Source organism: Thermococcus sp. (assembly GCF_027066465.1).
Lineage (GTDB): Archaea > Methanobacteriota_B > Thermococci > Thermococcales > Thermococcaceae > Thermococcus.
The window spans coordinates 1-11542 of the sequence record NZ_JAMONU010000091.1 but is presented as its reverse complement, the minus strand read 5'-3'; the positions used below and the strand labels follow the sequence as shown (position 1 = coordinate 11542).

Below are 11542 nucleotides of genomic sequence, written 5' to 3'. Positions count from 1 at the left end.
AGCGGACAGCTTAGCTTATCTCAGCGTTGAGGGCCTGAAAAGGGCCGTCGGTAGGGAAGACCTCTGCACGGCCTGCCTAACCGGCCAGTATCCCGAGTGGGCGTTCAGGTTTTGACCCTCTTGACCCGACACGCCGAGAACTTGAACGCCGGAGTTCCGGCCTTGTTGAGTGCTGGACTGGTAAGTTTGTTCGCCTTGAAGTGAAAGGGAACCACGACGAGGCCCTCCTGAACTTTCTCGACCTTCGCGCGCATCCTTATCCTTCCGCGCCGTGTTTCAATCTCCACCCAGTCGCCGTCGCGGATTCCGAGCCTTTCCGCGTCGCGCTTACTCATCAACGCCCTCGGCTCGCCCATGAGCTTCACGAGCGAGGGACTCCTCCGCGTCATCTCGCCGGTGTTGTAGTGGCTTATTAAGCGAACGGTCGTGAGAACCAGCGGGAACTCCCCGTTCGGCTCCTCCCAGGGCGAGATTCTCTCGACGGCCATGAAGCGGGCCTTTCCGTCGGGCGTCGCGAACTCCCAGGTGTGAAGCCTCTTCCTGGGCAGAAAGATTCCATCGCCGTTCTTGAGTTCCTCAACGTCCCTCTCCTCAAGCTCCGGGAAGAGACGGAAGTACTCTGCCGTTATCTCCTCAACGCTCGCGTAGGTAAAGCCCGGAAGTCCGAGCGCCCGGCCGAGCATCGCCAGAATCTCCCAGTCGGGCCTTGAGTCGGCGTAGGGCTCGCAGACTTTGTGGCTCCACTGGATTCTCCGCTCGCTGTTCATGTAACTGCCGGCCTTTTCGCAGAAAGCCGATGCCGGGAGGATGTAGTGGGCGTAGCGCGCCGTTCTTGTCATGAAGATGTCCTGGACCACGAGTAAGTCGAGCTTTCTGAGGGCTTTTCTTACGTGGTCAAAGTTCGCCTCGCTCACAGCCGGATTCTCGCCGACGATGTAGAGGGCCTTCACGTCGCCCTCTTCTATCGCCTCCCACAGCTCGGTGAGGTAGAGTCCCCTGTCCGTTGGTATGTCCTCGACTCCCCACACGTCGGCAACGCGCTTCCGGAAGCGTTCGTCGGTCAGCGGGACGTAGCCCGGCAGGAACTCGCTGAGCGCGCCCATGTACGCCGCTCCCTGGACGTTGTTCTGTCCGCGCATTGGATAGAGGCCACCGCGCTCGCCGATGTAGCCGAGGAGCAGTGCGAGGTTTATCACAGCCAGAACGTTCTCAACGCCAGAGACGTGCTGGGTTAAGCCCATCCCCCACATTATCGCCCCGCTTCCGGCCAGTGCGAAGGCCCTCGCAACTTCCCTTATCGTCTCCGCGGGGACTCCGGTTACGCCCTCCGCGTACTCTGGGGTGTACTTCGTAACCCCCATTCTGACTTCGGAGAACCCGCTCGTCCTCATCCTGATGAACTCCTCGTTGTAGAGGCCCTCCTTGATTATAACGTGGGCAATCGCGTTGGCCAGGACTATGTCCGTCCCGGGCTTTATGACGAGCTTGTAGTCTGCAAAGGCCATCGTCCGCGTTTCCCTGACGTCCACGACGATTATTTTAGCTCCCCTCCTCTTGGCCCTCAGAATGTAGTCCATGACGACGGGGTGCGTTTCAGCGGGATTGTAGCCCCATATCAGGACGGCGTTGAAGCGCTCGATGTCCTCGTAGGGGTTCGTCTGCGCTCCGGTTCCAACGGTCAGCTTGAGCGCGTGAACGCTCGCCTCGTGGCACAGCCTCGCGCAGTTGTCTATGTTGTTCGTGCCGAACAGGCGGGCAATCTTCTGGAGGAGGTAGTTCTCCTCGTTGCTCACCTTCGAGGACGAGAGGAACGCCACCGCATCGGGGCCGTAAAGCTCCCTTATCTCGAGCAGTCTGTTGGCTATCTCCTCTATAGCGACCCCCCAGCTGATTGGGACCATCGCCGAACCGACCCTCTTGAGGGGCCTCTTCAGCCTTCCCGGAGAGCGGACGAACTCGAGCGAGTAGAGGCCCTTGGGGCAGAGCTTTTCCCTGTTCGGCTCGCCGGGGTAGGGCTTGACCCTCATGCTTTTCTCGTCAACGAGGAGCCTGCACCCAAAGCCGCAGAAGGGACACACAACGGTCTTCACGCTATCACCTTTTGGCGAGAAGGGCGAAAAAATATAAACTTTTTTGAAGACAATCGACGAAAACTTGTCAAAGGTCAAAGGACCTTCCAGAGGAAGTACTCGTGAACCCTCGTGTCGTCCGTCAGCTCGGGGTGGAACTCGAGGCCGATTAGGTTGTCCTGCTCGACGCCAACAACCCTGTCGCCGAGCCACGCTATCGGCTTCACCTTGTCGCTGAGGAGCTCCACTATCCTCGGGGCGCGGATGAAGACGCCTATGAACGGTTCGTCGCTGAAGGCAAGCTTTACAGGCGCCTCAAAGCTGTCCACCTGCCTGCCGTAGGCGTTTCTGTTCACCTTGACGTCAAGCAACTCGAGGAACCTCTGCTCCGGCGTTGCCCCGATGACGTCTTTGGAGAGCATTATGAGACCGGCGCACGTTCCCATGATTGGCAGACCTTCCTCGCCGAGCTTTTTGACCGGCTCGAAGAGGCCAGTTTTGACCATGAGCTTTGAGATGGTGGTGCTCTCACCGCCGGGGATTATGATGGCCGAGATTCCCTCGAGCTGCTCCGGCTTCCTGAGCCATATAACCTCACCGGTAACGCCGAGGTTCTCAAGAGCTTTTTTGCTCGCCTCGATGTGCTCGCTGACATCTCCTTGTAGGCCTATAACCCCTACCCTGACCACGGTTATCCCTCCAAAAGGTGAAAAAGGAGAAGAGTCAGACGCCCCTCTCCTCAAGGCGAACCTCCAGCTCCTCGATGTCCTGGCCCTTCATCGGCTCGCCGATTTCCCTGCTTATCTCGACGAGAACGTCCGGCTCGTCCCAGTGGTTGACGGCCTCGACTATGGCCCTCGCCATCTTCGGCGGGTTGGAGCTCTTGAAGATTCCCGAGCCGACGAAGACGCCGTCCATGCCCATCTGCATCATAAGAGCCGCGTCTGCCGGGGTTGCGACGCCACCGGCGGCAAAGTTAACTACCGGAAGGCGACCGAGCTTCTTTATCTCAAGGAGGACCTTGTAGAGGCCGTCAACGATTTCGCGGTAGGTGTAGTGCCCGTAAATCGGCTCGTTCTCGAGAACCTTTGCCGGAAGTCCGGCTATCTCCTTGACGTTGAGGGCGAGCCTGAGGTAGGGCTCGGCGAACTTTTCGGCAACGCCGTAGACCTGCTCGTCGGTCATGGCCTGAATCTGCCTTATTCCCTCGGCAACGAGGCGGACGTGCCTGACGGCCTCGACGATGTTGCCGGTTCCGGCTTCACCTTTGGTTCTAATCATTGCGGCCCCTTCCCATATCCTTCTCACGGCCTCGCCGAGGTTCCTCGCGCCACAGACGAAGGGGACGGTAAATTCTCTCTTGTCTATGTGGAAGAACGGGTCCGATGGCGTTAGAACCTCGCTCTCGTCAATCATATCAACGCCCAAAGCTTCGAGTATTCTCGCCTCTGCGACGTGGCCGATTCTGACCTTGGCCATGACCGGAATCGTTACGGCGTCCATTATCTCCTGAATCTTCTCAATCGGCGCCATCCTTGCAACGCCGCCGGCTTTTCTGATGTCAGCGGGAACCTTGTGAAGTGCCATGACCGAGACCGCTCCGGCCTCTTCCGCAATTCTCGCCTGCTCGGCGTTGGTGACGTCCATGATGACACCGCCTTTGACCATCTTGGCGAATCCCCTCTTCAGTCTCTCCGTCCCTTTGGCTTCAATAACATCGAACTTTCCCATACCAATCACCCCTTTCCGCTTTCCTTCAGATTTTGATTTGAAAAAGGGAATATAAGCCTTGCCACCGAAACGGAATGGCGGGGGTGAAAAATGTTTAGTAAAATACATCAAAACCCGAAGGAGCTCACCGAAGCTTCCCGACAATCTCGAGACTAACGTCAAAGTTCCTGACCGAGTGCGTCAGATAGCCGAGGCTTATGACATCTACGTCGAGCTTCGCATACTCCTCGATGTTCTCAGGAGTTATTCCTCCGGAGACCTCGATTTTCACCCTGTCGCGCAGGCCCTCGCGCTTTAAAGCCTCAATCGTCTCCGCTATCTCCCCGGGTTTCATGTTGTCGAGCATCACAACGTCGGCCCCGGCTTTTGCCGCCCTGAGGGCGTCCCCGAGGCTCTCCACTTCAACCTCGACAACTTTGTAAACAGAAAATTCCTTCGCGCGCCTTATTGCTTCCTCCAGCGGAACAAGGGCGAGATGGTTGTCCTTGATGAGTATCGCGTCGCTCAGCGAGAAGCGGTGCGGCTCTCCACCCCCGATGAGGATAGCCTTTTTGTCTATCGGCCTGAGAAGGCTCTTCCTCGTGCCGGCTACCCGGACCTTCGGGTTCACAGCTCTAACTTTCTCGACGAGGTTTCTAACCTCGGTCGCGATACCGCTCATCCTGCCCATGACGTTTAACGCTGTTCTCTCGACGAGCAGAATGGCCCTCGCGTCCCCCTCAAGCTCGAGGATTACGTCTCCCCTCCTCACTTCCTCGCCGTCGCGTTTTCTGACAGAAACCTTGACGCCAAAGTGCTCGAAGAGGGCTTTAGCTTCTTCAACGCCCGCTATAATTCCGTTCTGCTTGGCCACGATTACGGCCCTGGCTTTAGTTCCCTCGGGAATCACCGCCTCGCTCGTCACGTCGCCGAAGGGTGCATCCTCTTCAATGAACCGGAGGAGGTAGTTGAGGGGGACCATATCAGCTCATCTCCAGCATCCTCTCGATGGCCTTTCTTGCCTTCTCGGCTATCTCGGCTGGAACCTCCACCCGGTATTTCATATCTCTGAGCGACTCGTAGACGCTCTGGAGCGTTATCGCTTTCATTCCAACGCAGACGGCGTCCTCCCTCGCGGGATAGAACTTTATGTTCGGGTAGAGCTTGCTCAGCCGGTATACCATCTCCCTCTCTGTGAAGACGACCCACTCGTCGTGCTCAGGCGCGTGCCGTATCATTCCGCCGGTGGAAACGATGATGTCGGCCTTTTCTTGCACTTCTGGCTCGCATTCGGGGTGAACCATGAGCTTGGCGTTTGGGTGGAGCCTCCTCGCGCGCTCGACGTCTTCAAGGGTGAACTTCCTGTGGACGTAGCAGTGGCCATCGGGCGGGACCGGGATTACCTTCTTGCCGGTCATTCTCGCGACGTAGCTTCCTAAGTTCTTGTCCGGACCGAAGATGACGACGTCGGAATCGAGCTTTTCGACGATTTTGACAGCGTTGGCGGAGGTAACGGTTACGTCGGCGTAGGCCTTTGCCTCGGCGGTGGTGTTCACGTAGAGGACGACGGGAGCGTTAGGATACCTCCTCTTAGCTTCAAGTATGTGCTCGACTTTGAGCATGTTGGCCATCTCACACGTGGCGTTCTTAGATGGAATGAGAACGGTTTTCTCCGGGTTGAGGATTTTAGCGGTCTCGGCCATGAAATCGACGCCCGCGAAGACTATGACGTCGGCATCGGTTTTCACAGCTTTTCTCGCGAGTTCGAGGCTGTCCCCAAGAAAATCGGCTATATCCTGCACCTCGGGGAGCTGGTAGTTGTGGGCCATGATTATCGCGTTGCGCTCCTCCTTGAGCTTCTCAATCTCGGCAATCAACCTCTCCTTGTCCATTTCACACCCCTCAGCGGGGGTAGAAGAGGGGAATTAAAAGGGTTTTTGGACACCTTTGGTTATGGGGGACTCAGGACATCCCTGAGATGTTCTTCTGTGGTCTCCCTCAGGAGCAGTGGGGTGACTCCAACGCTTTCCGCGTGTCTTGCCATCTTAATGTCGTCGGTTATTAGAAGGCCACCCATTAGCTTTGCCAGTGCAATGAAGTATGCATCAAATCCAGAAGCTCCAGTAAGGGACGCAACATCAAGGGCTTCCTCAAAAATCTCGTCTTCTCCAATTATTGAATAAGAAATCGAAAGGGATTCAACAACTTGAGGAATGACGTCTCTGTGGCCGTTTCTCCTGAGCACGCTGGCAATTTCAACGAGCCCGGCTCTTGGAAGAGAGACCTCGTGATTATCGCACAGTTTAACAACGAGTCTTGCCTTTCTGTGTGTTTCCAGTTCTCTTTGGTAAACATCTTCAGGCAAACCTCTCCGAGGGAGTAGCAGGGCCTTTGCCAAGACACTGGTATCAAGAATCACCCTCATCTCTACCCCTCACAGAATCAAGGGTTTCATCAACGTTCTCCCTCGCCTCAAGCTCCAGCTCATCAATAAGCTCAGAGAACTTTTTCTCTTCGATGTAGATTACTATTCGCTTTGATGGAAGCGAGAGGGGTTTGAGGGGCTTTATAACACCGTTCTCATAAACGGCCTCAATCACCTTAGGCATTTTCTCACCATCGAAACTTCGACTTGAGAATTTAAAAGGTGAATGGTCAGAGCCTGCACTTCCCATCGAAGAAGCTCGGCCTCTCAAAGGCCTTTCTCATGACCGGAAAGTCCTCGCGGTAGTGGCTCCCCCTGCTCTCTTCCCTCGCGAGTGCGCACTCGAGAACGCCCCTTGCAAGCAGTTTCAGCCTCGGGTCGGTCTCGATTCCCTCAAGCTCCCTGAGGCCCTCCCGGAGGGTTTTTGCGCTCCTCACTATTCCGGCTTTTTCCCAGAGCAGTTCCCTCAGCGCGTCAACGTCCCCCGGCTCGTAGCCGTGGTAGGCCGGCTCCTTAACTTCCCGACACCTCGGCCTTTCCCTCGCTATCGTCCTCGCAACTTCAAGACCGGAAACAAGGCACTCAAGGAGGGAGTTGCTTGCTAACCTGTTCGCCCCGTGGAAGCCGTTGCAAGAAGCTTCACCTATCGCGTAGAGGTTCTTCACAGGCGTTCTGTACCAGAGGTCAACCGCTATTCCACCCATCGTGTAGTGGGCTATTGGCGAGACGGGGATTGGGTCCTTAGAGGGGTCTATCCCGTCCTTCCGCAGGAAGGCGTATATCTGCGGGAAGCGCTTCTTAAAGTTCTCTATTCCAGTCGCGTCGAGGAAAACTTTCTTTCCAGTTTGCATCTGGCGGTAGATTGCCCTTGCCACAATGTCCCTTGTCGAAAGCTCGTTCACGAAGCGCTCTCCCTCGTCCGTTACGAGCTTGGCACCGGCTCCCCTAACGGCCTCGCTTATCAGGAAGACGCCGTTCTTTCCGATGTAGCCAGTGGGGTGAAACTGAACGAACTCCAAATCTCTCGCTGGAACACCTTTCATGAGCGCGTCGCCGATGAGGAGGCCTGTGTTCTCGGGAGAGCCGGCAGTGAACCTGAAGAGTCCCGAGAATCCGCCGGACGCGATAACCGTCGCGTCGAAGCGGAGGAACTCACCCTCGACGAACACTCCGTAGGCCTTCCCCCTCTTTATCGCGAGCTCATCCGCCTTTCCCCTAATGAACTGAACATCCAGCTCCTTGGCGCGGAGGTGGAGGAGCTTCGTGACGTGCTTGCCGGTCTCGTTCTTAATCGTGAAAACCCTGTGGAACGAGTGGCCGCCCTCGGTCTCGCTCGCCTCGAACTTCAGGCCGAGGGAGAGCAGGAAGTCATAAGCTTCACTCCCCTTCGAGATTACGTTCCAAACGACCTCGAGGTCGTTGATGTACTTTCCCGCTTTGATTGTGTCGAGAACGTGAGCTTCAAGCGAATCACCTTCGAGAACCGGGAAGGCTATTCCAGCTTGAGCGAGGTAGGAGTTGCTCCTCCTGATTCCGGGACCGATGAGAGTGACCTCAAAACCCCTCTTGGCGAGCGCTATGGCCGAGGTTAGGCCAGATATTCCACCGCCGACGATTCCAATTTTCATCCAACCACCTGGTGGAAGAAGATAGGGAGAGCTTAAACGGTTTTCTACTTCCCCAGAGGATAGTTCGGGGCCTCGTTTGTTATGAGTATGTCGTGCGGGTGGCTCTCCTTAACTCCCGCCTGCGTTATGATGACGAACTCGCCCTTCTCCTTCAGCTCCTCGATGTTTTTAGCCCCGACGTAGCCCATTCCGGAGCGCAGGCCACCAACGAGCTGGTAGAGAACGTCGCTCACGCTTCCCTTGTAGGGAACGACGCCCTCAACGCCCTCCGGGACGAACTTCCTCGTCTTCATGTGGCCCTTCTGGTAGTACCTCTCGGCCCCGCCCTTCATCATGGCCCCGAGCGAGCCCATTCCGCGGTACTGCTTGTAGCGCCGTCCGTTGATGACAACCTCCTTTCCCGGCGCCTCTTTCGTCCCGGCAAGGAGAGAGCCGAGCATGACCGCGTCGGCCCCGGCCGCTATGGCCTTGACGATGTCGCCGGAGTAGCGGATTCCGCCGTCAGCGATGACGTGGAGCCCGTACTCGCTCGCTTTGTCGGCGACGAGCGCTATCGCTGTAACCTGAGGGACGCCGACGCCGGCCACAACCCTCGTCGTGCAGATGCTCCCCGGCCCTATTCCGACTTTCACCGCGTCGGCGAAGGTTAAATCATCGACGGCCTTCGGGTTGGCGATGTTTCCGACGATGAGGTCTGCATCGACCGCTTTCCTTATCTCCTTCATGGCCTTAATCGCCTTGAGGTTGTGGGCGTGAGCTGTATCGATGACGATGACGTCCGCTCCGGCCCTATCAAGGGCCTTCGCCCTTTCAAGGTCAAAGGGACCAACGGCAGCAGCAACCACCAAATCACCGTTTTCATCCCTGACGGCGTTTTTCCACTTTCTCCTCTTCGCCAAATCGCTCATCGTGATTATACCAACGAGCTTCCCTTCAGAGTTCACGACAGGAAGCCTGTCAATCCTGTGTTCGAACATCAGGTTGAGGGCTTCCTCGGCCGTTACGCTTTCGGGAACAGTTATCGGCTCATCGGTCATTACTTCCCTCACGAGCTTTCCGGGCTTGACTGCTATGTCCTTCTTGCTTATGACGCCGACAACTTTCCCATCCTCGACGACGGGCAGGCCGTCGATGTCGTTCTTCTCCATCAGGAAGAGGGCGTAGTCAATCGTCTCATCGGGTGAAATCGAGATGACGTCCTCGACGATGAAGCGCTCGGCTCTCTTGACCTTCCTGACCTGCTCGACCTGTTCGCTTATGCTCATGTTCCTGTGGATTACTCCTAAGCCACCTTCCCTAGCCATTGCGACGGCCATCTCCCACTCCGTTACCGTGTCCATCGCGGCGCTGAGAATCGGAATGTTCAGCCTTATCCTTGGCGTAATCCTCGTCGAGACGTCAACGTCCTTCGGCTCGACCTCGGTTGGCTGGGGTATGAGAAGAACGTCGTCGAATGTGTAGCCCTTGAGGGCATTAACAAGTTTGTGTTCAAACTTTCCCATTTCTGCCGGACCTCCCCGTCCTTTTTAACGTGAACCTGTCAAGGATTTTTAAGGATTTCGAAGCGGTTTTACGTTGCATGTCATCCCACGAATCTGAACATATGTCGATTTTTATCCCTCTTTTGTCTAAAAATTTGTTAATCTGTCGCGGTTATCACCGAAAAATAAATATAGAACATTGCAGTTTGCCTTACGGTGATTGCCATGAGGAGGAGTTACGGAATCCGGGAAGCCATAAAGAAACCAAGGGGGGAGGGCCAAACCCTTCGTTAGTGCCAGGTCCGAGGAGTTACTGCTTGAGGTTTTGAAGGAAGGTCTCTTCTGGGCCGCCTGGGGACGGCCTTTGGAGGTCATGCCGTTTCTGAGGGGGAAGCTCTTGGGCAACGGATTGGGCGAAGGCTCCAAGAGACAGCTTGAGTGGCTTCTTGACGAGCTCGAGGAATTTTACAAGCGCGTCGCCTGCTGCGGCAGGGTTGAGGAAAGGCACGTCAGGGCAATCAAGTCCTTCTACAGGGACATCGTCTCGGTTATAGAAACGGACGGGGCTTAGCTTTTTAACCCCTCCTTTCTACCATCTCAGGGATGATGAGGGAAGTTTCGTCCGAGCGGTGAGGAAACTCGCATGGGCTGACCTCAAAGGCCAAGGATTCTCCTGAGGCCTTCCTTAACTTCAGCAACCTTTTCTTCCTTCAGGACGCCAAGGCGCTTTCTCACGAGCTTTTTATCGAGGGTGAAGACCACGTAGGGCTTCACAAGGCTCGGCTTTATCGGCCTCGTTCCAGAATAGCGAGCAACGTCCCGGTCGGTTATTAAAACGTTGTACTCGGCAAAACCGCTCCCGAGGTTCGACGTTATCTGGAGGGCTATAATGGCGTTTGAAACCCCGTTAAGTTCGTCGTTCGAGACGATTAGCGCGGGCCGAAGCTTCCTCCCAACTAAATCAACAAAAGGGAACTCAACGAGAACTACTTCCCACTGGCGGAGCTCATTTCTCGGGCTCATATGGAATTCCTCCAGCCTCGTCCCAGTACTCGTCGGCCTCACTCTTCCAGTCCTCTCTGAGAATCTTCTCGACGGCCTTCAGATAGGCCCTCCTCTCAAGTTCTTCATCTAAGCGTTCGTCGAGAAGAAAGCGACGGAGCGCGTCCTTGATTACTTCGCTCCTGCTTGAGTACAGGCCCTCTTCAACGAGCCTGTCCATCCTCTCCGCAAGACCCTTCGGGATTCGGACTGAGACTTTAACGGTCGTCACCATTTCGTTCACCTATGCCTCCATTTGTCGGACAGGATATAAGGGTTTCCCAACCTTTTAAAAGTAGAGTTGTTAGTCGTAGCAGGGAAGAAAAATGAGCGAAAACGAGAAGCTCTCAAAGTTCATCGCCAAGCTAAAGGTTCTCATCGAGATGGAGCGTAAGGCCGAGATAGAGGCCATGAGAGCCGAGATGAGACGGCTCAGCGGTCGCGAGAGGGAGAAGGTTGGAAGGGCCGTTCTCGGCCTCAATGGAAAGGTAATCGGCGAGGAGCTCGGCTATTTTCTCGTCAGATACGGGCGCGAGAGGGAAATCAAGACCGAGATAAGCGTCGGCGATTTAGTTGTGATTAGCAAGAGGGACCCTCTGAAAAGCGACTTGGTTGGAACCGTCGTCGAGAAGGGGAAGCGGTTCATAACAGTGGCTTTGGAGACCGTCCCGGAGTGGGCGCTGAAAAGCGTTAGGATAGACCTCTACGCCAATGACATAACCTTCAAGCGCTGGCTTGAAAACCTTGAAAACCTCCGGGAGAGCGGGAGGAAAGCTTTAGAGCTCTACCTCGGCCTGAGGAAGCCTGAGGAGGGCGAGGAAGTAGAGTTCACGCCCTTTGATAAGAGTTTAAACGCGAGCCAGAGGAGGGCAATAGCGAATGCCCTTGGAAGCCCGGACTTCTTCCTGATTCACGGGCCGTTCGGGACTGGAAAGACGAGGACACTCGTCGAGCTGATACGGCAAGAGGTGGCGAGGGGGCACAGGGTTCTGGCCACTGCAGAGAGCAACGTGGCTGTTGACAACCTCGTCGAGAGGCTGGTTGATTCCGGCATGAAGGTCGTCCGCGTCGGACACCCGAGCAGGGTCTCCAAAAAGCTCCACGAGACGACCTTAGCTTACCTAATGACCCAGCACGAGCTCTACGGCGAGCTGAGGGAGCTTCGCGTAATCGGGGAGAACCTGAAGG

13 protein-coding genes are annotated in these 11542 nt (G+C 55.9%); 2 read left to right on the top strand and 11 right to left on the bottom strand.

What is annotated here, in order from left to right:
* Positions 1-104: 104 nt before the first annotated feature.
* The 9 genes from fdhF to guaB form a co-directional block, all read right to left on the bottom strand.
* The gene (gene fdhF / locus MVK46_RS04360; RefSeq protein ID WP_297535425.1) at positions 105-2090 is read right to left on the bottom strand and encodes a formate dehydrogenase subunit alpha; all 1986 of its coding nucleotides are present in this window, start codon (positions 2088-2090) and stop codon (positions 105-107) included.
* A gap of 74 nt (positions 2091-2164) precedes the next feature.
* Positions 2165-2758 (bottom strand): pyridoxal 5'-phosphate synthase glutaminase subunit PdxT, encoded by a 594-nt coding sequence (gene pdxT / locus MVK46_RS04355; RefSeq protein WP_297535424.1) that lies wholly within the window; start codon positions 2756-2758, stop codon positions 2165-2167.
* Positions 2759-2792: 34 nt separating this feature from the next.
* A complete protein-coding gene (pdxS, locus tag MVK46_RS04350; protein WP_297535423.1) occupies positions 2793-3800 on the bottom strand; it encodes a pyridoxal 5'-phosphate synthase lyase subunit PdxS in 1008 nt (335 codons plus the stop codon).
* 124 nt (positions 3801-3924) lie between these two features.
* The gene (nadC, locus tag MVK46_RS04345) at positions 3925-4761 is read right to left on the bottom strand and encodes a carboxylating nicotinate-nucleotide diphosphorylase (RefSeq protein ID WP_297535422.1); all 837 of its coding nucleotides are present in this window, start codon (positions 4759-4761) and stop codon (positions 3925-3927) included.
* Position 4762: 1 nt separating this feature from the next.
* On the bottom strand, positions 4763-5671 hold the full coding sequence (gene nadA, locus MVK46_RS04340) for a quinolinate synthase NadA (RefSeq protein WP_297535421.1): 909 nt from the start codon (positions 5669-5671) through the stop codon (positions 4763-4765).
* Positions 5672-5730: 59 nt separating this feature from the next.
* Positions 5731-6204: a type II toxin-antitoxin system VapC family toxin gene (locus MVK46_RS04335; protein WP_297535420.1), complete on the bottom strand. Its 474-nt coding sequence runs from the start codon at positions 6202-6204 to the stop codon at positions 5731-5733.
* Positions 6188-6388 carry an antitoxin family protein gene (locus MVK46_RS04330; RefSeq protein WP_297535419.1) on the bottom strand — a complete coding sequence of 67 codons (201 nt, stop codon included), beginning with the start codon at positions 6386-6388 and terminating at the stop codon, positions 6188-6190. Before MVK46_RS04330 ends, MVK46_RS04335 begins: the two co-directional genes overlap by 17 nt.
* 46 nt (positions 6389-6434) lie before the next feature.
* Positions 6435-7832 carry an L-aspartate oxidase gene (locus tag MVK46_RS04325; protein ID WP_297535418.1) on the bottom strand — a complete coding sequence of 466 codons (1398 nt, stop codon included), beginning with the start codon at positions 7830-7832 and terminating at the stop codon, positions 6435-6437.
* A 44-nt stretch (positions 7833-7876) separates the two neighbouring features.
* Positions 7877-9334, bottom strand: a complete 1458-nt coding sequence (gene guaB / locus MVK46_RS04320) for an IMP dehydrogenase (RefSeq protein WP_297535417.1) — start codon at positions 9332-9334, stop codon at positions 7877-7879.
* Between the two features lie 352 nt (positions 9335-9686).
* On the opposite strand from guaB, the gene MVK46_RS04315 reads away from it, so the two are divergent.
* The gene (locus MVK46_RS04315; RefSeq protein ID WP_297535416.1) at positions 9687-9884 is read left to right on the top strand and encodes a hypothetical protein; all 198 of its coding nucleotides are present in this window, start codon (positions 9687-9689) and stop codon (positions 9882-9884) included.
* An 83-nt stretch (positions 9885-9967) separates the two neighbouring features.
* On the opposite strand, the gene MVK46_RS04310 is transcribed toward MVK46_RS04315, so the two are convergent.
* Together MVK46_RS04310 and MVK46_RS04305 are read right to left on the bottom strand one after the other, a co-directional pair.
* Complete coding sequence (locus tag MVK46_RS04310; protein ID WP_297535415.1) at positions 9968-10336, bottom strand: type II toxin-antitoxin system PemK/MazF family toxin; 369 nt, start codon at positions 10334-10336, stop codon at positions 9968-9970.
* Positions 10320-10589, bottom strand: coding sequence for a ribbon-helix-helix domain-containing protein (locus MVK46_RS04305; protein WP_297535426.1), 270 nt, complete (start codon positions 10587-10589; stop codon positions 10320-10322). The genes MVK46_RS04310 and MVK46_RS04305 overlap by 17 nt, the downstream gene beginning before the upstream one ends.
* A gap of 91 nt (positions 10590-10680) precedes the next feature.
* On the opposite strand from MVK46_RS04305, the gene MVK46_RS04300 reads away from it, so the two are divergent.
* Positions 10681-11542: AAA domain-containing protein (locus MVK46_RS04300; protein WP_297535414.1), on the top strand; the 862-nt coding region annotated here is incomplete at its 3' end.

Coding starts and splice junctions, on each gene's coding strand:
- MVK46_RS04335 (WP_297535420.1), bottom strand. CDS start 6,204: ATGAGGGTGATTCTTGATACCAGTGTCTTGGCAAAGGCCCTGCTACTC.
- pdxS (WP_297535423.1), bottom strand. CDS start 3,800: ATGGGAAAGTTCGATGTTATTGAAGCCAAAGGGACGGAGAGACTGAAG.
- MVK46_RS04305 (WP_297535426.1), bottom strand. CDS start 10,589: ATGGTGACGACCGTTAAAGTCTCAGTCCGAATCCCGAAGGGTCTTGCG.
- MVK46_RS04330 (WP_297535419.1), bottom strand. CDS start 6,388: ATGCCTAAGGTGATTGAGGCCGTTTATGAGAACGGTGTTATAAAGCCC.
- guaB (WP_297535417.1), bottom strand. CDS start 9,334: ATGGGAAAGTTTGAACACAAACTTGTTAATGCCCTCAAGGGCTACACA.
- MVK46_RS04325 (WP_297535418.1), bottom strand. CDS start 7,832: ATGAAAATTGGAATCGTCGGCGGTGGAATATCTGGCCTAACCTCGGCC.
- nadC (WP_297535422.1), bottom strand. CDS start 4,761: ATGGTCCCCCTCAACTACCTCCTCCGGTTCATTGAAGAGGATGCACCC.
- MVK46_RS04315 (WP_297535416.1), top strand. CDS start 9,687: ATGCCGTTTCTGAGGGGGAAGCTCTTGGGCAACGGATTGGGCGAAGGC.
- MVK46_RS04310 (WP_297535415.1), bottom strand. CDS start 10,336: ATGAGCCCGAGAAATGAGCTCCGCCAGTGGGAAGTAGTTCTCGTTGAG.
- nadA (WP_297535421.1), bottom strand. CDS start 5,671: ATGGACAAGGAGAGGTTGATTGCCGAGATTGAGAAGCTCAAGGAGGAG.